Here is a 26,175-nt window from a genome sequence, read left to right as displayed (position 1 = left end):
ATACTCACGAAAGCTGTAAGGGGCATCACAGTGCTGAGCAATGAGGAGAGCTGCGGATGAGCGCGCCCAATGTGACCGGTCTGCGCCGCGTCGTCGCCGCCTCGATGGCAGGCACGGTGGTCGAGTGGTACGAGTTCTTCCTGTACGGAACCGCCGCCACACTGGTGTTCAACAAGTTGTTCTTCCCGCAGGGCGGCAACGATCTGGACGCCATCATGGCGGCCTTCGGTACCTACGCCATCGGCTTCCTGGCCCGCCCCCTCGGCGGCATCGTGTTCGGTCACTACGGCGACAAGTTCGGCCGCAAGAAGCTTCTGCAGTTCAGCCTGATCCTGGTCGGCCTGGCCACGTTCCTGATGGGCTGCCTGCCGACCTACGCGCAGATCGGCTACCTGGCGCCGGTCCTGCTGGTGGTCCTGCGGTTCCTGCAGGGCTTCGCAGTCGGCGGCGAGTGGGGCGGTGCCGTGCTGCTCGTGGCCGAGCACAGCCCGAACCGTTCGCGCGGTTTCTGGGCCAGTTGGCCGCAGGCCGGCGTTCCGGTGGGCAACATGCTGGCGACCGTGGTGTTGCTGCTGTTGAACGGACTGCTCAGTGCCGACGCGTTCCTGTCCTGGGGTTGGCGCGTGGCGTTCTGGCTGTCGGCCGTGGTGGTACTGATCGGCTACTACATCCGGACCAAGGTGACCGACGCTCCGATCTTCGTTGCGGCCCAACAGGAAGCCGAACAGATCAAGGCCAGCTCGTTCAGCGCGATCGAGGTGCTCAAGCGTTATCCGCGCGGGGTGTTCACCGCAATGGGCCTGCGGTTCGGCGAGAACATCATGTACTACCTGGTGGTCACGTTCTCGATCACCTATCTCAAGGAGCACGTCCACTCCGACACCAGCGACATCCTGTGGTGGCTGCTCATCGCCCATACGGTGCACCTCGTGGCCATACCGACGGTAGGGGCGCTCTCGGACCGTTACGGACGTCGTCCGGTGTACTTCATCGGTGCTGTCGGCGCGGCCTGCTGGGGCTTCTTCGCCTATCCGATGATGGACAGCGGTCAGTATCTGCCGGTGATCGGGGCCATCACGCTGGGCCTGGTGATCCATGCGCTGATGTATGCGCCGCAGCCCGCGCTGATGTCCGAGATGTTCCCCACCCGGATGCGCTATTCCGGTGTCTCCCTTGGCTATCAGGTCACCTCGATCGCCGCCGGATCGCTGGCGCCGATCATCGCGGTCTGGTTGTTGAAGACCTACGGCTCCTCCGTGCCGATCGCGGTGTACCTCGCGCTGGCCGCTCTGGTGACGCTGATCGCGTTGGCGTTCACCCGCGAGACCAAGGGCGTGGACCTGGCCGACATCGATGCCGCCGATCTGCAGCGGGCCGCGGCATGAGTGATCTGGCCGGCCGCACGGCACTGGTCACCGGGGCTGCCAGCGGCATCGGTGCGGCATGCGCCCGCGAGCTGGCGTCCCTCGGTGCGGTGGTCACGGTGGCCGACGTCAACGGGCCTGCCGCGGCTTCGGTGGCCGCGGAGATCGGTGGAAAGCCCTGGGCGGTGGACCTTCTCGACGTCTCGGCGCTGGAGACGCTGCAGCTGGACTGCGACATCCTGGTCAACAACGCCGGGGTGCAGAGCATCCATCCGATCCAGGAATTCCCGCCCGAGCGGTTCCGGATGCTGCTGGCGTTGATGGTCGAGGTGCCCTTCCTGTTGATCCGCGCCGCGCTGCCGCACATGTATGCCCAGGGGTTCGGTCGCATCGTCAACATCTCCTCGGTGCACGGCCTGCGCGCCTCGGAATTCAAGTCCGGCTACGTCACCGCCAAGCATGCGCTGGAAGGTCTTTCGAAGGTGACTGCGCTCGAGGGTGGTCCACACGGGGTGACCAGTAACTGCGTCAACCCCGGCTACGTGCGGACCCCGCTGGTCACCGAACAGATCGCCGATCAGGCCCGCATCCACGGCATTCCCGAGCAGGACGTGCTGGCCGAGGTGCTGCTGAAGGAGAGCGCGGTCAAGCAACTGGTCGAGCCGGAAGAGGTGGGCGCGTTGGTAGGTTGGCTGGCGTCGCCGAACGCCCGGATGGTGACCGGGGCGTCGTACACGATGGATGGTGGGTGGAGCGCACGATGACCACGACAGAAGCTCAATGGGAACCGACCCCGGAAGGCGTCGCGGCCGCGAAGGTCACCGACTTCGCCCGGTTCGCGGAGTCCCGCACCGGTATCAGCGCGCCCGACTATCAGAGCTTGTGGCAATGGTCCGTCGATGACCCGGCGGCGTTCTGGGGCGCGCTGTGGGACTACTTCGACCTGGGTGAGCGCCCGGAGCAGGTGCTCGTCGGCGAAGCGATGCCGGGCGTGCGCTGGTTCCCCGGTGCCCGGCTCAACTACGTCGACCAGGTGGCCCGCCAGGCCCGGACCGATCGACCGGCCATTCTCACGGTCGCCGAGGGCGGCGCCGTCACCGAACTGTCCTGGGCGGAATTGTTACGCCGCACCGCGTCATTCGCGCACACCCTGCGATCGCTCGGCGTGGAGCCGGGGGACCGGGTGGTCGGCTACCTGCCCAACATCGCCGAGGCGATCATCGCCTTCCTGGCGACGGCGAGCATCGGGGCGATCTGGAGCGCCTGCGGCCAGGACTACACCGCCAAGGCGGCCCTGGACCGGCTCGGTCAGCTGGAGCCGACGGTGTTGGTGACCGCCGACGGCTACCAGTTCGGGGGCAAGTCCCACGACAAGAGCGCCGATATCGCCGCGGTCCGCGAGGGTCTGCCTACCCTGAAGGCCTCGGTGCTGGTGTCACGGCTGGGTGCGGCCCGTGACGACTGGCTGGACTGGGAGTCGGCGACCGCAGGCAAGGGCGAATTGGCCGCGACGCCGGTCGATTTCGATCATCCGCTGTGGGTGCTGTATTCGTCGGGCACCACCGGGCTGCCCAAGGGCATCATGCACGGCCACGGCGGTGTCCTGCTCGAACACCTCAAAGCGGTGTCGCTGCAGTCCGACATCGGTCGTGACGACACCTTCTTCTGGTACACCAGCCCGAGCTGGATGATGTGGAATTTCCAGGTGGCCGGCCTGCTGGTCGGGGCCACCATCGTCTGTTACGAGGGCAGCCCCACCTATCCGACGGCCGACGCGCTGTGGCACATCGCGGCCACGGTCCACGCGACGGTCCTGGGCACCAGCCCCGGTTATGTGCTGGCCTGCGCGAAGGCCGGTTCGGTACCCCGCGAAGAGCACGACCTGTCGGCGCTGCGAACCGTGGGCATCACCGGATCGTCACTGCCGCCCTCGTCGGCACTGTGGCTGCGCGACAACGTCGGTGAGCGTGTGCAGGTCGCGTCGATCAGCGGTGGCACCGACGTGGTGTCGGCCTTCATCGGCGGTGTGCCGACCGTGCCGGTGTGGCCGGGTGAGCTGTCGGCGCGCTACCTCGGTGCGGCGGTGGACGCCTGGGACGAATCCGGCAATCCCGTGCGTGGCGAGGTCGGCGAGCTGGTGATCACCAAACCGCTGCCATCGATGCCGATCGCCTTCTGGAACGACGCTGACGGATCCCGTTACCGCGACGCCTATTTCGAGATGTTCCCCGGAGTCTGGCGGCACGGCGACTGGATCACCATCACCGACCACGACAGCATCGTCGTGCACGGGCGCTCGGACTCCACCCTGAACCGCAACGGCATCCGCATGGGCAGCGCCGACATCTACCAGTCGGTCGAGCGGTTGCCCGAGATCGCCGAGGCGCTGGTGATCGGGGCCGAGCAACCCGACGGCGGATACTGGATGCCGTTGTTCGTGGTACTGGCCGAGGGGGTCGAGCTCACGGACACCGTGCGGGACAAGATCATTCAGACCATCCGTACCGAGGTGTCGCCACGGCACGTGCCCGACGACATCCTTGTCGCCCCGGGCATCCCACACACCCGCACGGGTAAGAAGCTCGAGGTCCCGATCAAGAAGCTGTTCCAGGGCGCCGACGCGGCCAAGGTGGTCGAGCGCAGCGCCGTGGACAATCCGGATCTGCTGGACTGGTACGCGTCCGTCAAGCGGTAGGTGGCGCGGGCAGGCGGCGTCAGCCCAACCAGGCACCGATGCGGCGCAGCGCCTCTTCGATATCGCTGGTCGGCCCGGCGAAGGACAGCCGGACATAGGAGCCGCCGCGCACGGTGTCGAAGTCGATGCCGGGAGCGATGGCAACACCGGTCTCGGCCAACAGCTTCGAGCACCAGGCCAGTGAGTCGTCCGTGTAGTGGCTGACGTCGGCGTACACATAGAAGGCGCCGTCGGTCGGGGCCAGCCGGTCGATGCCGATGCCGCGCAGCCCGTCGAGCAGCAGCGTGCGGTTGTCGGCGTAGTGCGAGAGCAGGCCGTCGGCCTCGGCCAGTGACTCCGTGGTGAACGCGGCCACCGCGGCGTGCTGGGCCAGTGCGGGCGGGCAGATGGTGAAGTTGCCGGTGAGCCGGTCGACCGCGCGTTGCAGCCCGGTGGGCACCAGCAGCCAGCCCAGCCGCCATCCGGTCATCGCGAAGTACTTCGAGAAGCTGTTGACCACAACAGCATTGCGCGAGGTCTGCCACGCGCAGCTGGTTTCGGGCGCGCCGGGGTAGACCAGGCCGTGGTAGACCTCGTCGCTGATCAACCGCACGCTGGCGTCGTCACACCACGTCGCGATGGCGGCCAACTCGGCGGGCGGTATGACGGTGCCGGTCGGGTTGGCCGGGCTGGCGACGATGACGCCCGCTACCGGGGGATCGAGCGCCTCGAGCATCGCGACGGTCGGCTGGAACCGGGTCTCGGGGCCGCACGGGATCTCGACCACCTCGCAGCCCAGCGCGGTGAGGATGTTGCGGTAACAGGGGTAGCCCGGGCTGGCGATCGCCACCCGGTCACCGACGTCGAAGCAGGCCAGGAAGGTCAGCAGGAACCCGCCCGAGGATCCGGTGGTGAGCACCACCTCGTCGACGCCGACCTCGACGCCGTACTTGCGGTACGACGCGGCGATCTCGGCGCGCAGCTCGGGGAGACCGAGTGCGACGGTGTAGCCGAGCTGGCCCTGGTTCAGCGCGGCGACGGCGGCATCGCGCACCGCCGTCGGCGCCCCGGCGCTCGGCTGCCCGGCGGACAGGTTGACCAGGTCGCCGTGTGTGCGCTGGCGTTCGTCGGCGGCCAGCCACACGTCCATGACGTGAAACGGCGGGATTCCGGCTCGTAGTGCGACGTGGTTGTCCATGTATTGCAGGCTAGAAGACCTCGGCGGCCGAACCGCCTAGAAGACCTCAGCTTCGAGCCGGCGCAGATGCTCACGCGGCGGACCCAGCAACTGGGCGCTGCCGTGGGCGCGCTTGAAGTACAGCTGGATGTCGCTCTCCCAGGTGATGGCGATACCACCGTGCAGCTGGATGGCCTCGGCGGTCACCGCGGACAGCGCCTCGCTGGCGAAGTAGCGGGCCAGAGAGGCCGTGGTGGCTGACGGGGCGGCGATGGCGTCGTTGACGACGGCGCGCGCCGAGGAGACCTGGACGTACAGGTCGGCCATCCGGTGCTTGAGCGCCTGGAAGCTGCCGATCGCGCGGCCGAACTGCACCCGGTCCTTGGTGTAGGCGACGGTGAGGTCCAGGCAGCGCGACGCGGCGCCGATCTGTTCGGCGGCCATCAGCAGGGCCGCGGTGTCGGCCAGCCCCGGGTCGGCGCCGAGGACGACGGTGTCACCGGGAATCACCGCGGACAGCCGGCGGGTCAGATCCATGGTGGATTTGGGGGTGGCGGTGAACGTGGTCCAGCGGGTCAGGTTCTCCCCGTCGGCGGCGATGACGACATCGGCCACGTCGCCGTTGATGACGTAGTCCGCGTCGAAGGCGACGGTGCCGATCGAGGCGCCCTCGGCGAGGCCTTCGAGCGGCTCGTGATCTCCGACGGCCAGCAGCGCCAGCTCGGCGAGCGTGGTGCCGAGCAGCGGGGTGGGCACCAAGGCCTTGCCGAGCTCTTCGAGAACCACCGCGGCATCGGCGAGTTCGCCTCCGGCGCCGCCGAGTTCCTCCGGCACCACCAGGGCGGCGGCGCCGACCTGCTCACACAGCAGGCTCCACAGCTTCTCGTCGTAGCCGCGCTCGGATTCCATCGCGGCGCGCACTGCCTCGGGGGAGGCGTGCTTGTCCACCAGTGCGGCGACGGTTTCGCGCAGCAGTTGGCGTTCTTCACTCACGAGAGGACCTCCAGGAGTCGACGACGGTGCAGGGTGGGATCGCCCCAGGCACTGCGCAACGCCTGAACGCGCAGCAGTGACAGGGACAAGTCGTGTTCCTGGGTGAACCCGATGGCACCGTGGGTCTGCAGCGCCGAGCGGGCGGCCAGCAGGGCGGCGTCGGCGGCGGCCACCTTGGCGGCGCTGATGTCGCGAGCGGTGTCGGGCGACGTGGCCCCATCTTTCTGGTCGGCCAGCGACAGCGCCGCACCGTAGACCAGCGGGCGGGCCAGCTCGACGGCGATGAGCACGTCGGCCAGCTTGTGCTTGATCGCCTGGTACGAGCCGATGATCCGGCCGAACTGCGCACGCTGCTTGGCGTATTCGACGGACTGATCCAGCATGGCCTGGCCGGCGCCCACCAACTGGGCGGCCGTGGCCAGGACACCGAACTCATAGGCCCGCGCGGTCTCGGCGGCCTGGGTGTCACCGGAGGCCGTGACGTCGAACAGCTTTCGGGCCGGGTCGACGGAATCGTGCGCAGTGCCGGCCGCCGCGTCGCCGACCTGGCCGTCGGCGGCCAGCAGTGTCAGTCCCGCGAAGTCGGCATTGACGGCGCGCGGTACCTGCGGCGGCATGGCGACGGTGGCGATCAGCTCGCCGGAGGCCAGCCCAGCCGAACGGTCGTCGTTCGCGAGCAGAATCGGTGCGACGGCAATGGATTCGGTCACCGGACCCGGCACCGCCCAGTAGCCCAACCGCTCCAGGGCGACGACGAGGTCGACCGGGTTGGCCTCGATGCCGTCGTACTTCTCGGGCACCAGCAGCGCGGTGACCCCGAGGTCGGTCAGCTGTGCCCATACCTTGCGGCCCGGTGAGGTGTCACCCTCGCCCCAGGCGCGTACCGCAGCCGGGACATCGGCGGCGCTCAGCGCCGCGTCGATGCTGGCCGCGAAGTCCCGCTGCTGTTCGTCAATCTCGAAGTTCATCTCGGCTTCCCTCCGGATTCGCGCGGTAGGCCAAGCAGTCTTTCCGCGATGATGTTGCGCTGGATCTCGTTGGTGCCGGCATAGATCGGGCCGCCAAGAGCGAACAGCAGACCTTCGGTCCAGTGGTCGACCAGTTCGGCGTCAGGACCCTGCAGGTCCAGAGCGGTCTGGTGCAGGGCGACGTCGAGGTCGGACCAGAACACCTTGGTCACGGAGGACTCGGCACCCAGCTCACCGCCGTTGGCCAGCCGCGTCACGGTGCCGAAGGTGTGCAGCCGGTAGGCCTGGGCCTTGATCCAGGCATCGGCCACGCGGTCGGTGTAGACCGGATCTGGGTTGGATTTCCACTGAGCGACAAGACGTTCGGCCGGCGCCATGAATCGTGCCGGGCTGCGCAGCGACATGCCGCGCTCGTTGCTCGACGTGCTCATTGCCGCGCGCCAGCCCTCGTGCACGCCGCCGATCACGTCGTTGTCGGGCACGAAGACGTCGTCGAGGAAGATCTCGCCGAAACCGGTGTCCCCGCCGAGCTGGGCGATCGGGCGCACGGTGATGCCGGGCGCCTTGAGGTCGAACATGAAGTAGGTCAGACCCTTGTGGCGCTGGGCCTCTGGGTCGGAGCGGAACAGGCCGAAGCCGCGCTCACCGAACGGTGCGCGTGAGCTCCAGATCTTCTGCCCGTTGAGCTTCCAGCCGCCGTCGACCTTGGTAGCCGTCGAACGCAGCGAGGCCAGGTCGCTGCCCGACTCCGGCTCGGACCAGGCCTGGGCCCAGATTTCCTCGCCGCTGGCCATTTTCGGCAGCACGCGCTGGAGCTGCTCTTCGGTGCCGTGCGCGAACAGTGTCGGCGCCAGCATCGCGGTGCCGTTGGCGCTGGCCCGGCCGGGAGCACCGGCGTGGAAGTACTCCTCCTCGAACACCACCCACTGCAGCAGGGTGGCGTCACGGCCGCCGTACTCCTTGGGCCACGCGATCACCGACAGGCCGGCGTCGAAAAGCACCTTGTCCCAGCGGCGGTGCTGTTCGAAACCCTCAAGGGTGTCGTACGACTTCGTCGGGAAGGACTCCCGGTTTGCTTTCAGGAAGTCGCGGACCTCGGCCCGAAAGGCCTCGGTCTCGTCGTCGAATGTCAGGTCCATTGCACCCCTTCTCGGGTCCCTCTGCTGCGCAGCACCGGTTTGATCACCTTGCCGCCCGGATTTCGCGGCAGCACATCCAGAAACTCAACTGATCGCGGCACCTTGAAGTTCGCCAGATGCTCGCGGGTATGGGCTATTACGGCGGCCTCGTCGAGCGTCACCCCGGGCTTGAGCACCACGTAGGCCTTGCCGACCTCGCCGAGCCGCTCGTCGGGCACGCCGATCACCGCGGCCTCGGCCACCCCGTCCAACCGGGCCAGCACCTGCTCGATCTCGGCCGGGTACACGTTGAACCCGCCGCAGATGAACATGTCCTTGAGGCGGTCGGTGATGGTCAGGTTGCCGCGGGTGTCGAGCGTGCCGATATCGCCCGTGTGCAGCCAGCCGTCGGCGTCGATGGCCGCCGCGGTGGCTTCGGGGTCGTCGAGGTAGCCGAGCATGACGTTGGGGCCGCGCAGCAGCACCTCGCCCGAATCATCCAGGCGCAGTTCGAAATCGGCGATGGGCCTGCCGCAGGTGGTGGCCACCGTCAGGGCGTCGTCGTCGGGGCGACACATGGTGCCGAAGCCGGCCGCCTCCGTGAGGCCGTAGGCGGTCAGCACGATGTCGATGTCGAGTTCGGACTGCATCCGCTCGATCAGGACCACCGGGACGACGGCCGCGCCGGTGACCGAGAAGCGCAGCGAGGACAGGTCGTAGTCGGCGCGCTTCGGGTGGTCCAGCAGGGTCTGGAAGATGGTCGGCGGGCCGGGGAGCACGGTGATGCGCTGTTCGGCGATGGTTTTGAGGGCCTGCTCGGGTTTGAACGTGAGCACCGGGTACAGCGTCGCGCCGGTCTGCAGGCAGGCCAGGATGCCGGCCTTGTAGCCGAAGTTGTGGAAGAACGGGTTGATGCACAGGTAGCGGTCGGTGCTGGTGACCTGGCCGCACTCGGCCCAGGCGGCCGATCCGTCGAGCGACTGGCGGTGGGCGCAGCGCACACCCTTGCTGCGTCCGGTGGTGCCGGAGGTGAAGAGGATGTCGGAGACGTCGTCGGGCTGTACCGCCGCGGCGCGGGCGTCGACAGCCTCGAGGTCGGTCCCGCGGGCGACGAACTCGTCCCAGGTTCCGTCCTGTTTTTCGATGGGCACCCGCACGATGTGGCGCAGCGCGGGCAGCGCGTCGCGATCCAGTTCGGCCGCGTGGTCGGAGCCCAGGAACTCGCCCGAGGCGATCAGCAGCGGAGCCTCGGTGCGGGCCAGGATGTCGGTGGCCTCGCTGGCGGTATAGCGGGTGTTGAGCGGCACCATCTCCGCGCCGGCGTAATGGGTGGCCAGGCAGGCCACCACCCAGTGCCAGGTGTTGGGGGACCAGATCGCCACCCGGTCGCCGGGTGCGACACCGAGGTCGATCATCGCCGCGGCGGCTTGGCGTACGTGCGCGCGCAGTTCCGAGTAGGTGAGGCGCTTATCGTCACTGACCAGGGCCTCATGGTCGGAATACTGCACGGCAACCCGGTCCAGCACCGCTGGAACGGTGCGGCGATCGCTCGTCATCGATGCTCCCTTAACAAAGCAAGTGCTTGGTAGGTTAGCCTACAGGGGTGATAGAGGTCCAGGAGTTCCGGGCCGAGGTCCGGCAGTGGCTCGCAGACAATCTTGTTGGCGAATTCGCAGCGCTCAAGGGCCTGGGTGGACCGGGGCGTGAACACGAAGCCTTCGAAGAGCGGCGGGCGTGGAATCAGCATCTGGCCGCGGCGGGATTGACCTGCCTCGGCTGGCCGGTGGAGCACGGCGGCCGCGGGCTGTCGGTCGCGCATCGCGTTGCCTTCTATGAGGAGTACGCCCGCGCCAACGCGCCCGACAAGGTCAACCACCTGGGCGAGGAGCTGCTCGGGCCGACGCTCATCGAGTACGGCACCCCCGAGCAGCAGCAGCGGTTCCTGCCCAAGATCCTCGACGTCACCGAACTGTGGAGCCAGGGCTACTCCGAGCCCAACGCCGGCAGCGACCTGGCGAATGTGGCGACTACGGCCGAGCTGGTCGGCGACGAGTGGGTCATCAACGGTCAGAAGGTGTGGACATCGCTGGCCCACTGGGCGCAGTGGTGCTTCGTCGTGGCGCGCACGGAGAAGGGCTCCAAGCGGCACGCCGGCCTGTCCTATCTGCTGGTGCCGCTGGATCAGCCGGGCGTCGAGATCCGCCCGATCATCCAGCTGACCGGCGACTCCGAGTTCAACGAGGTGTTCTTCGACGACGCCCGTACGGACGCCTCGCTGGTGGTCGGTCAGCCCGGTGACGGCTGGCGGGTGGCCATGGGCACGCTGACCTTCGAGCGTGGGGTGTCCACGCTGGGCCAGCAGATCCGCTACGCGCGCGAGCACTCCAACCTCGTCGAGCTGGCCAAGCGCAGCGGCGCGGCCGACGATCCGCTGATCCGCCGGCGGCTGACCGAGTCGTGGACCGGCCTGCAGGCCATGCGGTCCTACGCCCTGGCGACCATGGATGTCGAGCAGCCCGGGCAGGACAACGTGTCGAAGCTGTTGTGGGCCAACTGGCACCGCGAGCTCGGCGAGATCGCCATGGACGTGCAGGGCACGGCCGGGCTGACCCTGCCCGAGGGCGAATTCGACGAGTGGCAGCGGCTCTACCTGTTCTCGCGGTCGGACACCATCTACGGCGGGTCCAACGAGATCCAGCGCAACATCATCGCCGAGCGGGTGCTCGGCCTACCCCGAGAGGCCAAGGGCTGATGGATTTGTCGGTAGCTCCCAAAGAGGTTGAGGGCCACGGCCTGCTGAAGGGCAAGGTCGTCCTGGTGACGGCCGCCGCCGGCACCGGTATCGGCTCGTCCACCGCGCGCCGCGCTCTGCTGGAGGGCGCCGACGTCGTGGTGTCCGACTACCACGAGCGACGCCTGAACGAGACCCGCGATCAGCTGGCAGAGCTCGGCCTCGGCCGGGTCGAGGCCGTGGTTTGCGACGTCACCTCCACCGAGGCGGTGGACGCACTCATCGCCCGGTCGGTCGAAAAGATGGGCCGGCTCGACGTTTTGGTCAACAACGCCGGTCTGGGCGGGGAGACCCCGCTGGTCGACATGACCGACGACGAGTGGGACCGGGTCCTGAACGTCACCCTGAACTCGGTGATGCGGGCCACCCGTGCCGCCCTGCGCTACTTCCGGGATGTCGAGCACGGTGGCGTGATCGTCAACAACGCCAGCGTTCTCGGCTGGCGCGCACAGCACTCGCAGTCGCACTACGCCGCCGCCAAGGCCGGCGTGATGGCACTGACCCGTTGCAGCGCAATCGAAGCCGTCGAGTTCGGGGTGCGGATCAACGCGGTCTCGCCGAGCATCGCGCGGCACAAGTTCCTGGAGCGCTCGGCCGATGCGGCCCTGCTGGACCGGCTGTCCTCGGACGAGGCGTTCGGCCGTGCGGCCGAACCGTGGGAGATCGCGACCACCATCGCCTACCTGGCCAGCGACTACTCGAGCTACCTGACCGGCGAGGTCATCTCGGTCTCCAGCCAGCGGGCCTAGGTCGCGTCCATCCCGCGCTGGGCGAGGCCGGTCCGGTCCGCCCAGCCACGGATGTCGCCCTTGTTGATGGCCAGTGCCAGCAGCTCGGGAAACGCGTCGGGCGTGCAGGCGAACGCCGGGATCTCCATGGCGGCCAGATCGGCGGCGATCTCGCGGTCGAACGACGGTGCGCCCGAATCGGACAGCGCCAGCAGCACCACCACCTGGACGCCCGCGTCGGCGAGTTGTCTGACGCGGGCGAGCATCTCGTCGCGGACACCGCCCTCGTAGAGGTCGGAGATCAGCACGAAGATGCTGTCGGCAGGGCGCGTGATCAGGGTCTGGCAGTACGCGATGGCCCGGTTGATGTCGGTGCCGCCGCCGAGTTGAGTGCCGAACAGCACGTCGACGGGGTCGTCGAGCAGGTCGGTGAGGTCGACGACTTCGGTGTCGAACACCACGAGCGACGTGCGCAGCGACCGCATCGATGCGATCACCGCGCCGAAAACCGCGGAGTACACGATCGATTCGGCCATCGACCCGGACTGGTCGATCGCCAGCACGATGTCCTTGGTCACCGATCGGCCGGCGCGGCGGAACCCGACCAGCCGTTCGGGGATGATCGTCTTCAGGTCGGGCTGAAACGTCTTCAGGTTGCGCGCGATGGTGCGGTTCCAGTCGATGTCGGAGGCCAGCGGACGGCTGGTGCGGGCATTGCGGGACAGCGCACCGCGCAGCGTGGCCCGGGTGCCGTCGGCGATGCGCCGCTCGATGTCCTCGACGACCTTGCGGACCAGGGCCCGGGCCGACGCCTTGGATTCGTCGGGGATGGCCTGCCCCAGCGTGATGAGCGTGGTGGCCAACGACAGGTCCGGCACGACGCTGTCCATCATTTCCGGTTCGAGCAGCAGCATGCGCAGGTTGAGTCGTTCGATGGCATCCTGCTGCATGACCTGAACCACCGTGCTGGGGAAGTACTTTCGTATATCGCCCAGCCAACGCGCCACCGATGGAGCCGAACCGCCGAGTCCCCCTTTGCGGTCATAGAGCGCCGACAGCGCTTTGTCCATCTCGACGTCACCGCCTTGCAGGCTCGGCAGTGACTCCGCGTCCGAACCCAGCACCAGCCGCCACCGGCGGTCCCGTTCGTCGGGCATGGTCTCGTCAGTCATGGGCGATACCTCGTGCGAAGATGGCCGCCGCCGCGATCACCGCGGGGCGGGCGCGTTCGGCGTCGATGGCGAATTCGGTGTGGACAGCGGAGCCGGCCGTGGCCACCGCATGCCCGATGTTGCGTTTGATTCCGGCATCGAAGGTGCTGAAGGTCCTACGCACCAGCGGCAATACGTCGGTGAACTCCGTTGCCGTCAAACCGGTCAGCCATTCGTCGATGACGGAGAGCAGTTCGGTGTCATGCACCAGCAACAGCCCGCTGCCGGACAGAAAACCCTCGATCCAGGCCGACTTCTCGTCGGCCGGTGCGCCGATGCTCAAGGCGCGGCGCATGCGTCGCGCCGCTTCGGTGGTGGTGAACACCGCTCCGTCGACGCCGATGCGGACGAACCGGCCGACCAGGCTGCCGTGCAGATCGTCGCGATCGGCCAGACGCGCGATCGTGGCCAGCCATTCCCCGCGGATGTCGGCATCGAGCAGGTCGACGGTGTCGGTGACCGCGTTGATGTGCGCGAGCATCTCGGCGGCCGCGTCCGGGCCGAGCCCGGTCAGCGTCGCGGGCAGGCCGACGTTGACGCGGCGCAGCAGCGACGTGGTCACCACCCCGAGCGCACCCGCGTCGGTGCGGCGCACATCGCCGTAGCGCAATGACCGGGCCAGCGCGGGCAGGGCCGCCATGAGCTCGGTGAGGTCCCGGTCGACCGCGGCCTTGTTCTCCAGGATGGCCAGCAGCGGCGCAACCGCTTCGTCGACTCCGCCGAGCAGAGCGGCCTCGATCGCCGCGGTGACCTGTCCCAGATGCGTTGCGTTCTCGGCGGTATCGGCCAGTTTGGCCTTGCAGGCGCGGTACACGGTGTTGCCCCACACCGACGACACCACGACCTTCACGGCGAACTCGGGTTGCCACTGCAGGGTCCAGGCTTCCTTGAACGTGCCCTGCCCGGTGGTCAGCTCAGGCTCGCCCCACGGAATGTCGAGCACGGCGAGCCGGTGCAGCAGGTGGGACTTCGCGAGGTCGTTCGGCTTGCGCAGGTCGAGGGTGACCTGCTTGGCGCCCGCGTCGGGTTTCAGGCGCAATGACTTCTGCTGCTTGGTGATGTCGGCGAGCAGCGGCACCATCGGCAGATGTTCGGGAATGCTGCCGAGCCGTTCCCCGATCACCAGCTCGCGCACGATCAGCCCGAACCGGGTGTCGGATCCCTCGCACAGCACGGCCTCGGTGGCCTCGTTGACCTCACTCAGACCGGGATGGGCCCGGCCCCGCATCGCGGCCAGCGCGTTGGCCAGCCGGACTCCTTCGATGACGTGGGCCGAGGAGACGAAGATGTCGTGGTCGCGTAATGCCCTGGCCGCCAGCGTGAGCCAGGTTTCCACCGGGCGTTCCCGCTCGAGGAACGCATGCTGATACCAGCCGGGCGAGCGGATACCCGCGCCGTAGCCCGACGCCGCGGCCAGCCGCGAATGCGTCCACGGCACCCACACCGTCGCGGACTTGACCTTGGGCAGGCCGCGTAGCAGGGCCGAATCGGCGCTTGCCGGGGGCAGTTTCCCGGCCAGGGCCGGTGCGTGCCAGGCCCCGCAGATCACGGCCACCGTCGAGAATTCCTTGACGGCTTTGCGGATCACCTGACGCATGTGTGCCTCGCGCTGATGCTCGATCGGGTCGTCCTCGTCGGGTTCGAGCTCCCGGACCGTCCGCATGGCCTCGGTGATCGCATCGAATCCGCTGCCGTCCGTGCGAGATTCGACCACATCATCCCACCAGCGTTCGGGATCGTCGTAGCCCGCGGCATCGGCGAGCGCCGCGATCGGGTCGACCCGAACCCGCGATACGTCCGCATGCCGCTGATCACGCTGAGCCAGCACGGTGGCGGCGGGCAGGTCACAGAATCGCACCGGCACCCGGTGGCGGGCGGCCCACAGCAGCGCCTGCCACTCGGGGGAGAAGCCGCCGAACGGCCAGAACGCCGACACCGCGGGGTCGTCGACCGCGTAGGCCATGATCGCCACCGGTGGCACCATGTCGGCGTCGTCCACGTCGGTGGTGAGCCGGTCCGCATCGGCCGGCCCTTCGATCACGACGATGTCCGGCTGAATGCGGTCCAGCTCGGACACCACGGCACGCGCAGATCCGGGACCGTGGTGCCGGATACCCAGGACGTGGGTGGTCACGAGTGCAGGACGTCCCGCGATGCCCGGTAGAAGTCGGCCCAGCCGTCGCGTTCACGTACCACTGCCTCGAGGTATTCCAGCCACACCACCGCGTCGTTGACCGGATCCTTCACGACCGCACCGACGATGCCGGCTGCGGTGTCGGCCGGCCGGAGCACTCCGTCGCCGAAGTGCGCCGACATCGCGATGCCCTGGGTGACCACCGAGATCGCCTCGGCGGTGGACAGGGTGCCCGACGGCTGCTTGAGCTTGTTGCGGCCGTCGGCGGTCAGCCCCGAGCGCAGTTCCCGGAAAACCGTGACGACCCGGCGGATCTCCTCGGCCGAGGTCGGGACCTCGGGCAGCTGCAGCGACCCGCTGATGTCGGCCACCCGACGCGTCACGATCTCTACTTCGTCGTCAAGGCTCGCGGGCAGCGGAAGGACCACGGTGTTGAACCGGCGGCGCAACGCCGACGACAGGTCGTTGACGCCGCGGTCGCGGTCGTTGGCCGTCGCGATCACGTTGAACCCCTGCGTCGCCTGCACCTCGCCACCGAGTTCGGGTATGGGCAAGGTCTTTTCGGACAGCACGGTGATGAGCGCGTCCTGTACCTCCGACGGGATACGGGTCAGCTCTTCGAGGCGGGCGATCTTGCCGTCGCGCATCGCGGTCATGATCGGTGACGGGACCAGGGCCTGCTGTGACGGGCCCTCGGCGATCAGCCGGGCGTAGTTCCAGCCGTAACGCACGGCTTCCTCGACGGTGCCCGCGGTGCCCTGCACCAGCAGCGTCGAATCCCCGGTCACTGCCGCGGCCAGGTGTTCCGACACCCAGGTCTTGGCGGTACCGGGCACGCCGAGCAGCAGCAGCGCCCGGTCGGTGGCCAGAGTCGCCACGGCCACCTCGATGATCCGCCGGGGTCCGATGTACTTCGGGGTGATCTCCACTCCCTCAACGGTTTCCCCGCCGAGCAGATAGCGAACGACGGCGTGCGGCGACATCAACCAGTTCGGCGGCGCGGGCAAGGCATCAGCAGTGCGCAGGGCCGCGAGCTCCGCGGCGAACAGCTGCTCGGCATGCGGACGCAGCAGGGTCGCTTCAGTCATGGGAGAGTTCCTTTGCAATGTCGGATCGCAGGGTGAGCAGCTCGAAAACGGTGGCGTAGAACTTGTGCAGTTCCTCGTCTGCGGTGTGGTCGACGAGAGTCGCGATGCGCCGCAGCCAGTCCAGCGGATACCCGGCCGCCAGATGTGCAGCGGCCTCGCGGCGTTGGCGTGCCGTGCCCCACCCGGCCCCGGCCAGGGATCCGAACAGCGCCGCGGCGACGTCGGGGGCGAACGGCCGCGGCAGGCCCGCGGCGACGCGCACCAGCGGTGCGGTCTCCGCGATGTTGGTGAGCGCGCGGATCATCTCGGCGGAGATGGCCGGATGCGCGGTGGACGGGTCGTAACAGGTGGCGTAATCGGCGGGCAGGCAACGCTGCAACAGCGGCACGGCCCAGGTGGGATCGTTGCCGCGCAGTGCGCTGAGGGTCAGCGCCGCCAGCACGGCCTGATCGGTGTCGGACAGCGCACGGGCGACCTTCTCCGGTGCCACCGCGCTGAAGACCTCGCTCCAGAACGCGATCGGCGTGCGTGCGACGACGGCTTCGGGTTTGGTGGTGCTCAGCCCGTCCCGAATCGCCGCCGCGTCGGGCGCCGGCAGTGGATGCACGGTGGCTTTCACCCCGAGTAACGACTTCTTCACCGAGAAGATATGGGCGGCGCGGTCTTTCATGCGGTCCAGGTAGCGGCTGCGCGAACGGTCACCCAGCACGGCGATGGCGGCACTGCGCACGGTGACGGCCCGGTCGTCGAGCGCGGCTTCCAGGAAGGGCTCGTCGGAGTCGTGTTCGGGTGACGCGAACGCGGCCAACAGCGCGGCCCGGGACTCGGCGTCCTCGGCTGCCCAGTGCTGCGCCACGAGGTCGCGGGCCCGGTCCGGGTCGAGGCTGCGCGCGGTGGCGAGCCAGTCGAGGCGTTTGGCGATATCGCCGTGGGTGTAGTCGGTTTCCTTGGGCCACTCGGTGGGCCGGGTCCGTAGAACGTCGCGCAGCGCGCGATGTCCGCGGCCGTAGTGTTCGACCGCATACCACTGGCCACCGTTGCCGATCGCCGCCCAGAGTTGCTGTGTCACAACGCCGCTCTGCTGGATCCGCAACAGCTCGGGGATGAGCCGCGGCGGGAGGCGGAGGCCCGCCGCCGCAATGTCGGCCAGGACGCCGTCGAGGATGGGCCGGAGCGTGAGCGCCCGTTCGACGAGGAAGGCGTGCGTAGCGGTGATCAGCGGCCGGGTTTCCGGTGGTGCCGGATCGGAGCCCGTCTCGACTGACGTCGGCAACTGCCCGGCCCGCCGGGCGACTGCGTAGAGGCCGGCCACCCGCAGCACCGACCCGACCGGGTCGCCGGCGTCGTGCACCGCCGCGACGCTGCCGTCGACCGGAACATCGAATGTGCTGTCGGGTAAGGGTTTCGCACCGAATCCGACCGTGGCGGAGGAGATCATCCGCTGGTAGTCGCTCACAGTGCCGTCACCGCCGGTCCGGCCAGACGGGATGGCGGCGCGTCGCTCAACATCGACAGCGGATCGATCCCGTCCGTGGTGATCTCGGTCAGCAGCGGCAGTAATCGTCCGCCGCTTCCGGCCTGCAGTCGTGCCCAGCGGGCGTCGTCGCAGATCGCCGGTAGGGCGTTGTCCGAGGCATCGACCAGGTAGCGGCGTTTGGGCCTGCTGAGTTCTACGGGCCGGGCGGCGACGATGGCGGGGTACCGGAGCAACCACGGGTCGACCGTGAGAGCGCGGGCCCGCCCGGCCAGCGCCGAGTCGATCCCGGTGCCGGCGACCACGAGTTGCCCGATGGGGTCGGTCGGCACGTCGCCATCGGGGATTGCGACTCGGAAGCTCGACGGGCCGCCGGGATATGGGTAGACGCTGCCGGTGAACTCCCGTCCGGGGGTGAGCCGGTTGTCGAAGCTGGCCCCGCTCGGCGCGGTGGACTGCACGTTGACCAGTAGCCCGGTGGCTGTGCCGCTCAACCACATTCGCCGCGTGGTGTACCGGTCCTCCAAGGTCTCGGCGTAACCGAGTACCTGCCAGGTGTCGTTGACCGGGTCGGCGGCCAGCACCTCGGCCCGCGGCACCGTGAATCCGATGTGACGGCGAACCGCGGCGGCGGACTCCACGGACAGTGCGTCGATGGTGCGGTAGGCGTCGATCAGCAGCCGGATGAGTCCGAGATCCTCGATGATCAGCCGCGGCCACTCGTCGTGGGTGAGATGGCCGGGCAGGCTGCGCAACCAGCGCGCCAGGCCGGGAGCCTTCGCGTCGACCATGCGTTTGGCGATCGGCTCACTCCAGCCGGCGTACGGATCGGCGCTGATGCCGGCGATGCCGTTGCGGACCTGATCGTCGATCCATCGCTGGAGCTGCTCCAGGCCCTCGCTGACGCTGTGCTCCCGCGCCGCGATGGCCTTTTCACTGACCTCGCGTGGCGCTTTCGGGGCGGCGGGAGCTGCGGGCGCCGCGACGACGCCCGCCGGAGCCTCCGAGGAGACGTCGACGCTGCCGCCACACCAGCGCAGTACCAGGCCGACCACGTGTTTGCAGGGAAACTGCCGCGACGGGCACGAGCATTTGTACGTCGGGCCCACCAGGTTGACCTGCACGCGATACGGGGTACGCCCGCTGCCCTGGAAGTCTCCCCACACCAAGGTCTGGGTGGCACCGGTGCCGGACCAACCGGCGGCGCCCGCGAGTTTCTGGCCCGCTGCGTACGCCTTCCCGGCAAACTGCCGTACCTCGTCGGTGGACCACACCGTTTGCTGATCCAACCGCCGCCCCTCCAGATGCGTACTGACCCCGGCCAGCCTAACCAGAACGCCCGACACCGGGCCACAGCAAATTCGTGACGGTCTCCACAGGATCTTCACAAACACTGCCCGTGACCACCACAACCTGCACCTAGAGTCGGGTTCGTGAAGCGAATCCTGGTGGTCGACGACGAGCCGACCATCCTGGCCGCGGTGGCGACCCGGCTGCGTGCCGAGGCGTTCGAGGTGGAGACGGCGGTTGACGGGCCGTCGGCGGTGGAAGCCGCGCTGGCAACGTCGCCCGACCTTGTGGTCCTCGACGTGATGCTGCCCGGCTTCGACGGTCTGGAGGTGTGCCGGCGTATTCAGGCGCAGCTTCCCGTGCCGGTGCTGATGCTGACTGCCCGCACCGACGAGACCGACATGCTCATCGGCCTCGGTGTCGGTGCCGACGACTACCTGACCAAGCCGTTCAGCATGCGCGAACTGGTGGCCCGGGTGCGGGTGCTGTTGCGCCGGGTGGACCGGGCGAACGGTGACCAGCCGCTGTCGGTGGGCGACTATCGCATCGACCTGAGCGAGCGTCGGGTCCATGAGGGCGACCGGGAGATCCACCTCACCCGAACTGAATTCGATCTTCTCGTGTTCCTGGCCGGCCGGCCCAGGGCTGCGGTGGCCCGCGAGACCCTGCTGGAGCACGTGTGGGGTTGGGCGGCCGGAGTGGAGACCCGCACGGTGGACAGCCACGTCAAGGCGCTGCGCCGCAAGCTCGGATCTGAGCTGATCCGGACGGTGCACGGCGTGGGCTACGCCCTGGAGGTCCCGCGATGAGCCTCGCCGACCGGGTGACCGCACTGTGGGACCGGCTGCCTCGACCGCTGGATCCGTTCGCATCGTTCAAGGTCAAGACCGGCCTGCTGGTGGGCGGGGCGATCCTGCTGGCCTCGTTCACCTTCTGGGTCGGCGCCAGCTGGCAGTTCCGGTACGCGTTGCTTGCCGCGCTGGCCACTTCGTTGATCTTGACGCAGTTCCTGGCGCACGGGATGACCTCGCCGCTGCGGCAGATGACGGCGGCAGCACGGGTGATGGCCCGCGGCGACTACAGCATCCGGGTGCGCGCGACCTCCCGAGACGAAATCGGTCAATTGGCAGCCGCATTCAATCAGATGGCGGCCGATCTCGAGGCTGCCGACGAGTACCGGCGCGGCCTGATCGGCAATGTGTCCCACGAATTGCGCACGCCCATCACGGCTCTACAGGCGGTGCTGGAGAACGTGGTGGACGGGGTGGTCGAGCCCGACGCTCAGACCATGCGGATCGCGCTGTCTCAGACCGAGCGCCTCGGTGAGCTGGTGAGCAACCTGCTCGACCTGTCCCGTATCGAGGGCGGGGCGATTCCGTTGCAGATCAGTCGGTTCGACGTCGGCGAGTTTCTGCGCGAGGCCGTCGAACACGTCTCTGTGTCGGCGAGCGGCATTCCGGTCGTCATCCGGGTGTCACCGCCCGACTTGAAGGCTGTCGCCGACCCGGCACGGCTACGGCAGGTGGTGGTCAACCTGGTGGACAACGCAATTCGGCACAGTCCAGCCGGTGGCCGCGTGATGGTGCTGGCGACACGTCAGGTGTCGGGCCTGCGGCTCGAGGTGGCGGATCAGGGCCCGGGTATCGCGGCCGCCGAGCGTGAGCGCGTCTTCCAGCGGTTCACCCGCGGTGCGACCTCTGACGGTGGCACGGGCCTGGGGCTGGCGATCGCGCGGTGGGCCGTCGAATTGCACGGCGGGGTGATCGAAGTGATGGATACCGGGGCGGGATGCCGAATCAAGGTCCACATCCCGGCGAATGGGGAGGAGCAGTCATGACGACACTGGTTCCGGGACAGCCGGTGATACCGCCACTGATCGGTCCGGCGCTGCCGAGCTCCGGCGAGCCCGGGTGGACGGTGTGGCCACGGCGGGTATGGCCGATCGCCCCGCTGTCGTCGGCGCCCCGCCGACTGCTGATCCTCGCCGTGGCCGCAGGCCTGGTGGGGACGGCGGTGTGGCGGCCGTCCGTGCTCAGCATCGGCTACCTCGTGGTCGGGATCATGGTTTTCGGCGTGGTGTTCGGCACTGCCGAGCGTCGACCGACCCGCACGGAGTGGGCCGGTATGACGTTGACCGTGGCGTTGTTGGCGGTACCCGCGCTGCTGGCGGCCGACTGGCTGGGTGTGCTGTGCATCATGGCGGCCTGGATCGTCGGCTGGTGCACGCTTTTCGGCGGGCGTACCTGGACCGCGGTGTTCAGCGCGCCGTTTCTGGCGTGGGCCCTGCCGGCCCGGGTCAGAGGGTGGGTGCGACGTGGATTGCCGAGCCGGGTGGGTGTCGCCAACCCGGGCCGCGCCGCCGCCGTCATCGGTCTCACCGTGCTGCTGGCGTTCGTGTTCGGTGCGTTGTTCGCTTCGGCGGACGCGGCTTTCGCGCATCTGGTCGGCAACCTGGTACCGACCTTCGACGGCGTCGACGCCTTCGCGCGGGTTGTGGTTTTCGGGGTTGTGGCATCCTTCGTCCTCGGCGGTGCCTACCTGACCCGATTCCCACCGCGGCTCGATGCCCTGGCGCCCCCGCCGATGAAGGCGGTGCCGCGCTGGGAGTGGGCGCTGCCGCTGAGTGTGCTCGACGTGCTGTTCCTGGCGTTCGTGGTGGTGCAGGCCGCGGTGCTGTTCGGCGGTCACACCCATGTGCTGGAGACCGAAGGGCTGACCTACGCCGAATACGCCCGGCAAGGCTTCTGGCAGCTGCTGTGGGTCTCGGCGCTGACCCTGCTGGTGCTCGGCGTGGTGATCAGGGTGGCAGGCCGGGCCGACGCGGCCGACCGCCGTCTGTTGCGGGTTCTTATCGGAATACTTTGCGCCACATCGGTTGTCGTGGTGATCTCGGCCATCCACCGGATGTGGCTGTACCAGCAGGCATACGGTTTCAGCACTGATCGGCTGATGGTGGTGACGATCGAACTGTGGCTGGGCGTGGTCTTTCTGCTCGTCGCCGGGACGGGGGTGCGGATGTCGGGCCGGTGGCTGCCGCATGCGGTGCTGGTCGCCGGTGTGGTGGCGCTGCTGGGGTTGGCGGCGCTCAATCCCGAGCGGCTCGTCGCCGACCGGAACATCGACCGGTTCCAGCAGAACGGTCAACTCGACGCCGAATACCTGTCCCGGCTGTCGTCGGACATCGACCCGGCGCTGCACCGGTTGCCCGAGCACATCCGCGCCTGCGTGCGATCCGATGGCTCGAACAATGACCCCTGGTACTTGTTCAACCTCTCGCGGTCGCGAGCCGACCGTCCGGTGGTGACCGATCTTCCGGAGTACTGCTCGGCGTACTGGTCGTACGACTACCGGTAGGTCGCCAGAATCGCGCAGATTCAAAGACTGTCAACCGCGCCGGAGCCCGTCGAAGGTATCCCGCATGAGCGCACTCGCCGTCAACGGATCATCTCGAACCACCCCGCTGGATCCGATCGCGCTCGATCCGCAGGCGCTCGGCTATCCGGTCGACAACCGTGCCGCGATCCCGCCGCTGGCCAAGCAGTGGGAGGGGCTCGACTTCCGCGAGATCCTCTCCAGGCCCGCCGCGTTTCTCTCGATCAGCCAATCCAACTCGCTGTACGAGCCGGGTGGGGTTCAATACGCCGAAGGGCACGCGTACCGCGGCAGTCTTGAGGCGACCGTCAGGGTGGCGAAAGCCGCACGCTCGGCGGCGAACTTCTTCTCGTTCAACTGGATCGGGTTCTCGGTGTTCCGCGACGACTACCCGAAGACGGATTTCGACAAGGTGCAGTACGACGGGTGGACCGGTCATATCGATGCCACCCCCGAGCAGATCGCCTGGGACAACGAACTGGTGGGTGAACTCCGCGAGTTGGTGGAGCCCGGCGACAACGAGTTGTACGAGAAGGCGCTGCAGACGGCCTTCGTCGGAACGGACCTGCCCGGTGCGTTGAGCCGGCAACGAGTGGAGGTGTTGGTCCTCACCGGGATCCATCTCGACTGGTGCGTAGAGGGCAACGCCCGGGCGGCCCGTGACCATGGTCTGCTGCCCATCGTGATCGGCGATGCGACCGGTGCGGCTCATCCCGACCAGGAGCGTGCGGCCTTCGAACGGATCAACAACTTCTTCGCGCCGGTGATCACCTCGGACCAGTTCGTGGATTGGGTCGGCCGCTGAGCCTGGATGACACGTCAGCGAGTGGGCATCTCGGAGTGCCGTTGCAGGAAGGATGTCTCGACGCGCAGTACGTTCTCGTGATCCAGCCCGCCGGCGTAGACGTCGTAGTGCCCGCCGCGGCTGCGGTACAGCTCGCCCAGGGGTGCGTTCGTCGCGGCGGACAGTGCCGGTCCGGTGGGAGCCATGGTGTCGTGCTCGGCCACGACCATGAGCAGCGGACAGCGGGCGTTCCGGGCGTGTTTGACCGGTCGGTGCAGCGTCACGTCCAGTAGTGACCGGGCGGTGATCTCGTTGGACCAGGAGCCGTCGCCGGGATCGAGTCGGGCCATGCCGACCATCGCATCGTCGGTTGCGATCACTCCGAGCTGTCCCGGCGGGACGCTGATCGGCAGATATCGCGGGGGCCGGCCGAATACGGATCCGGCCAGGTCGGCCAGCGCGTGTGCGGTCAGGCGCAGCCCTCGGGCCACCGGGATGTTGGTCAGCCCGGCGAGGCCGTCCACCAGTGGGCATTGGGCAATGGCGCCGGCCAGGCCGGGTTCGCTCGCGGCCAACTCGACGATGTGCATGCCGGCAAATGAGGTTCCCCACACGAACACTCGCGAAGCGTCGAATTCGTCCCGCGTGCGTGCCCAGGTCAGCGCGCTGCGGTAGTCCTCGAGCTGGCGACGGATGGAGAGGAATTGCCTTGGCCGACCGGTGGATTCGCCCCAATGGCGGTAGTCGAACACGACGGCTGCGAATCCATTGCGCGCGAATCTTTCTGCGAACGGTGCCAATCCGCCGGCCTTGATACCTCCGATGCCGTGCGCCATCACCACAACCGGAACCGGCCCTGGCCGGTCGGGCATGTACACCCAGGCATCAAGCTGGTCGTCGCAGCCTGCCGGGATGCGAATCTCGCGGCGGACGATGGCCTCGCCTGTCATCACGATGTCACCGTGCCCGGCGCGATGATCTGTGCTCCCGCGTCGCGCGCCAAGTCGGCACCGAATAGTGCCCCCGGGGTGAAGGCTCCGGGACGACCCTCGCCGTCGCTCAACCGGGCGACGGTGAGGGCGGCGACCTTGGCGGTGAAGCCGTAGCCCTCCCCGGTCCGCAGCCATGCCTCGCGATGTGTTCCGTCGGGCCACTCCAGTCGGGCATACGCCCAGGAGGTGTCGCCGGATGTCGCTGGCGGAGTCAACCGTGCCCGATCGACCAGGCGCTGTACCCCGGCCCGGATCGGCCGTACGGCCAGCAGCGCCGACATCACCGGTAGGGCCGCGCGTGCCAGTCGCCCGCTGGGCACTTCGCTGGACAGGGCCACCACGTCACCGGCGCCCGAAGCGCGGTGAGCCGCTTCCAGTTCACCGGTAGGGACCGCGAGGGCCTGGATTGCGGGCAGGTCCGGCAACGGAATCCATGCGTGCTCGGCACCCAGGCGCGTCCGCAGCAGCCGCCCGTCGCGGTAGCGGCGGCCGCCATAGGCGACTGCATCGATCACACTCGACAGCACGGCTGAGCCCAACCCGTCGACGACGGGCATTGCGGCGACGGTTGCGCGGGATGCCGGGGGCCGCCCGTCGGCCAACTCGATCACGAGGGACTCGGTGGCGAGCACTCCGAAGCCTGCTCCGGTGACCAGCGTGACCCCCGCGCTTCGCGCGTCGGCATCCATGTCCAGCACCGCCTGCACCGGTGGTAGCTCGTTGGCCAGGTCCACGTAGTGGCTGCCCGCTGTCACGCATGCTCGCGCCAGCGGCGCGGTCGTCTCGCCGAACGGGCCGATGGTGTTCACGACGACCGTCGGCTTTTCGGCTGCGATCAGGGTGGTCAATTCCGACGGCCCGGGCGTCAGGACTGTGCGGTTCCGGCCTCCGAGTGACGCGGCCGCGGTGGCCAGCCGGTCGCGGTCACGTCCCACGAGCACCACATCGGCCCTGGTGCCGATCAGTTCGGCGGCGATTGCCCGACCACCCTTGCCGGTCGCGCCGAGTACCCAGATTGTCTCCATATTTTTACGGTACATTGTGTGTCGTAAATCGGTCAACGCTATGTTTCCAGTGAGCACATGTCAGGGATTCGAGGTCGCCCCCGCGACACTGCCTTGGACACCGCCATCGCGGATGCGACTGAGGCGGTGTTGCTTTCGCATGGCTACTCGGCGGTGAACATCGATCGGGTGGCCAAGCTGGCCGGCACGACCCGTGCGGCGATCTACCGTCGGGCAAGGACCCCGGGAGAGCTCGTCATAGCGCTGCTGATCAGCCGTTTCGGGATCGATCCTGCCCCGGACAGCGGCAATCTCCGCGAAGATCTGCGGCTGGTACAGGAGCTCCAGCGTGACTTCTTCGTCGACCCGATGGTTCAGGCCGCACTGGCCGGCGCGCTGGGGGATATGCGAGACGACGCCGCACTCGGTGAGGCGTTCTATGAACGCTTCATGGAGCCGCGTCGCCGCTCGGTGGCTGCGATGCTCACCCGCGCCGCCGATCGCGGCGAGATTCCGCCGCCATCGCACCCGGAGGTCATCTCCGACCTCTTGACCGGTCCGCTGGTCCTTCGCGCAGTGCTACCGGCCATCGGGCCGATCGACGACGCCCTCGTGAACGCCACCATCGAGGCCGCGCTGACGGCGTGCGGTTTCGGTGCTCCGCGGCCGGCCGGTTGCTGAAGATAAGAATTAGCTGTCAACGCCCTATGTCATGGCTATCATCCAGCTGGCAGCTGATGTAATCTACTGCAGAACAACAGATTCCAATTCCAGGCATAAGTCGCGCACAGGGCTTCCATAGTGTGCTGACTGTAATGTTTCCGTTGCGGTGAAGAGATCGTCGTGCACCAAAGTTGCTGCGGTGCACGAGATGTCAATCAACATCCGCGCACGGAAAGGAATGAGAATGAAGTCGCATCCGCGCCGCCTGCTCGGCGGAGTCGCAATCGTCGGTGGAATGTCACTGGCCGCACTGGGATTCGGTGGGGTGGCCAACGCCGCGCCGCCGCCCC

22 protein-coding genes are annotated in these 26,175 nt (G+C 68.1%); 10 read left to right on the top strand and 12 right to left on the bottom strand.

The genetic code is table 11. From position 1 onward, the window contains the following. The first annotated feature begins 56 nt into the window (after window positions 1-56). From TX88_RS25435 to TX88_RS25425, 3 genes are read left to right on the top strand one after another with little or no spacing between them, the layout of a single operon-like run. Window positions 57-1,385, top strand: coding sequence for an MFS transporter (locus TX88_RS25435; protein ID WP_044520756.1), 1,329 nt, complete (start codon window positions 57-59; stop codon window positions 1,383-1,385). Next, entirely contained in the window at window positions 1,382-2,128 is a 747-nt protein-coding gene (locus tag TX88_RS25430; protein WP_044520755.1) for a 3-hydroxybutyrate dehydrogenase, read from the top strand. The genes TX88_RS25435 and TX88_RS25430 overlap by 4 nt, the downstream gene beginning before the upstream one ends. Then, window positions 2,125-4,059, top strand: a complete 1,935-nt coding sequence (locus tag TX88_RS25425; RefSeq protein WP_044521971.1) for an acetoacetate--CoA ligase — start codon at window positions 2,125-2,127, stop codon at window positions 4,057-4,059. Before TX88_RS25430 ends, TX88_RS25425 begins: the two co-directional genes overlap by 4 nt. Window positions 4,060-4,078: 19 nt before the next feature. On the opposite strand, the gene TX88_RS25420 is transcribed toward TX88_RS25425, so the two are convergent. From TX88_RS25420 to fadD3, 5 genes are read right to left on the bottom strand one after another with little or no spacing between them, the layout of a single operon-like run. Then, window positions 4,079-5,236 carry a pyridoxal phosphate-dependent aminotransferase gene (locus TX88_RS25420; RefSeq protein WP_044520754.1) on the bottom strand — a complete coding sequence of 386 codons (1,158 nt, stop codon included), beginning with the start codon at window positions 5,234-5,236 and terminating at the stop codon, window positions 4,079-4,081. Window positions 5,237-5,272: 36 nt separating this feature from the next. Further along, complete coding sequence (ipdE2, locus tag TX88_RS25415; protein ID WP_044520753.1) at window positions 5,273-6,208, bottom strand: acyl-CoA dehydrogenase IpdE2; 936 nt, start codon at window positions 6,206-6,208, stop codon at window positions 5,273-5,275. Next, complete coding sequence (locus TX88_RS25410) at window positions 6,205-7,176, bottom strand: acyl-CoA dehydrogenase family protein (protein WP_044520752.1); 972 nt, start codon at window positions 7,174-7,176, stop codon at window positions 6,205-6,207. The genes ipdE2 and TX88_RS25410 overlap by 4 nt, the downstream gene beginning before the upstream one ends. Further along, complete coding sequence (locus tag TX88_RS25405; protein WP_044520751.1) at window positions 7,173-8,315, bottom strand: acyl-CoA dehydrogenase family protein; 1,143 nt, start codon at window positions 8,313-8,315, stop codon at window positions 7,173-7,175. The genes TX88_RS25410 and TX88_RS25405 overlap by 4 nt, the downstream gene beginning before the upstream one ends. Further along, window positions 8,306-9,850, bottom strand: coding sequence for a 3-((3aS,4S,7aS)-7a-methyl-1,5-dioxo-octahydro-1H-inden-4-yl)propanoate--CoA ligase FadD3 (fadD3, locus tag TX88_RS25400; RefSeq protein ID WP_044520750.1), 1,545 nt, complete (start codon window positions 9,848-9,850; stop codon window positions 8,306-8,308). Before fadD3 ends, TX88_RS25405 begins: the two co-directional genes overlap by 10 nt. A gap of 47 nt (window positions 9,851-9,897) precedes the next feature. On the opposite strand from fadD3, the gene ipdE1 reads away from it, so the two are divergent. Then, window positions 9,898-11,046 (top strand): acyl-CoA dehydrogenase IpdE1, encoded by a 1,149-nt coding sequence (gene ipdE1, locus TX88_RS25395; RefSeq protein WP_044520748.1) that lies wholly within the window; start codon window positions 9,898-9,900, stop codon window positions 11,044-11,046. Further along, window positions 11,046-11,834, top strand: a complete 789-nt coding sequence (gene ipdF, locus TX88_RS25390; protein WP_110918154.1) for a (5R,7aS)-5-hydroxy-7a-methyl-1-oxo-2,3,5,6,7,7a-hexahydro-1H-indene-carboxyl-CoA reductase — start codon at window positions 11,046-11,048, stop codon at window positions 11,832-11,834. Before ipdE1 ends, ipdF begins: the two co-directional genes overlap by 1 nt. Here ipdF and TX88_RS25385 read toward each other — a convergent pair. From TX88_RS25385 to TX88_RS25365, 5 genes are read right to left on the bottom strand one after another with little or no spacing between them, the layout of a single operon-like run. Then, window positions 11,831-12,985 carry a VWA domain-containing protein gene (locus tag TX88_RS25385; RefSeq protein ID WP_044520746.1) on the bottom strand — a complete coding sequence of 385 codons (1,155 nt, stop codon included), beginning with the start codon at window positions 12,983-12,985 and terminating at the stop codon, window positions 11,831-11,833. The genes ipdF and TX88_RS25385 overlap by 4 nt on opposite strands. Then, window positions 12,978-15,158, bottom strand: coding sequence for a DUF5682 family protein (locus TX88_RS25380; RefSeq protein WP_244438618.1), 2,181 nt, complete (start codon window positions 15,156-15,158; stop codon window positions 12,978-12,980). Before TX88_RS25380 ends, TX88_RS25385 begins: the two co-directional genes overlap by 8 nt. Continuing rightward, window positions 15,155-16,246 carry an ATP-binding protein gene (locus tag TX88_RS25375; RefSeq protein WP_044520744.1) on the bottom strand — a complete coding sequence of 364 codons (1,092 nt, stop codon included), beginning with the start codon at window positions 16,244-16,246 and terminating at the stop codon, window positions 15,155-15,157. Before TX88_RS25375 ends, TX88_RS25380 begins: the two co-directional genes overlap by 4 nt. Further along, the gene (locus tag TX88_RS25370; protein WP_044520742.1) at window positions 16,239-17,702 is read right to left on the bottom strand and encodes a DUF5691 domain-containing protein; all 1,464 of its coding nucleotides are present in this window, start codon (window positions 17,700-17,702) and stop codon (window positions 16,239-16,241) included. Before TX88_RS25370 ends, TX88_RS25375 begins: the two co-directional genes overlap by 8 nt. Then, window positions 17,699-19,009, bottom strand: coding sequence for an SWIM zinc finger family protein (locus tag TX88_RS25365; protein ID WP_044520738.1), 1,311 nt, complete (start codon window positions 19,007-19,009; stop codon window positions 17,699-17,701). The genes TX88_RS25370 and TX88_RS25365 overlap by 4 nt, the downstream gene beginning before the upstream one ends. A 144-nt stretch (window positions 19,010-19,153) precedes the next feature. Here TX88_RS25365 and TX88_RS25360 point away from each other — a divergent pair, with 144 nt between their 5' ends. The 4 genes from TX88_RS25360 to TX88_RS25345 all read left to right on the top strand — a co-directional run bounded on the left by TX88_RS25360 (window position 19,154) and on the right by TX88_RS25345 (window position 23,187). After that, window positions 19,154-19,819 (top strand): response regulator transcription factor, encoded by a 666-nt coding sequence (locus tag TX88_RS25360; protein WP_044520736.1) that lies wholly within the window; start codon window positions 19,154-19,156, stop codon window positions 19,817-19,819. Between the two features lie 14 nt (window positions 19,820-19,833). Then, window positions 19,834-20,847: a HAMP domain-containing sensor histidine kinase gene (locus TX88_RS25355; RefSeq protein ID WP_044521966.1), complete on the top strand. Its 1,014-nt coding sequence runs from the start codon at window positions 19,834-19,836 to the stop codon at window positions 20,845-20,847. Next, window positions 20,844-22,364 carry a DUF4153 domain-containing protein gene (locus tag TX88_RS25350; RefSeq protein ID WP_044520734.1) on the top strand — a complete coding sequence of 507 codons (1,521 nt, stop codon included), beginning with the start codon at window positions 20,844-20,846 and terminating at the stop codon, window positions 22,362-22,364. The genes TX88_RS25355 and TX88_RS25350 overlap by 4 nt, the downstream gene beginning before the upstream one ends. Before the next feature lie 64 nt (window positions 22,365-22,428). Beyond that, window positions 22,429-23,187: a cysteine hydrolase family protein gene (locus TX88_RS25345; protein WP_044520732.1), complete on the top strand. Its 759-nt coding sequence runs from the start codon at window positions 22,429-22,431 to the stop codon at window positions 23,185-23,187. Between the two features lie 14 nt (window positions 23,188-23,201). On the opposite strand, the gene TX88_RS25340 is transcribed toward TX88_RS25345, so the two are convergent. Beyond that, on the bottom strand, window positions 23,202-24,116 hold the full coding sequence (locus TX88_RS25340) for an alpha/beta hydrolase (protein WP_044520730.1): 915 nt from the start codon (window positions 24,114-24,116) through the stop codon (window positions 23,202-23,204). After that, a complete protein-coding gene (locus TX88_RS25335) occupies window positions 24,116-25,183 on the bottom strand; it encodes a saccharopine dehydrogenase NADP-binding domain-containing protein (protein ID WP_044520729.1) in 1,068 nt (355 codons plus the stop codon). The genes TX88_RS25340 and TX88_RS25335 overlap by 1 nt, the downstream gene beginning before the upstream one ends. A 93-nt stretch (window positions 25,184-25,276) precedes the next feature. Here TX88_RS25335 and TX88_RS25330 point away from each other — a divergent pair, with 93 nt between their 5' ends. Then, a complete protein-coding gene (locus TX88_RS25330) occupies window positions 25,277-25,843 on the top strand; it encodes a TetR/AcrR family transcriptional regulator (protein ID WP_044520726.1) in 567 nt (188 codons plus the stop codon). Window positions 25,844-26,175: the final 332 nt, after the last annotated feature.

Origin of the sequence: Mycolicibacterium septicum DSM 44393 (genome assembly GCF_000455325.1) — a bacterium.
Taxonomy (GTDB): Bacteria; Actinomycetota; Actinomycetes; order Mycobacteriales; family Mycobacteriaceae; genus Mycobacterium; species Mycobacterium septicum.
This window is presented reverse-complemented; position numbering and strand designations above follow the sequence as displayed.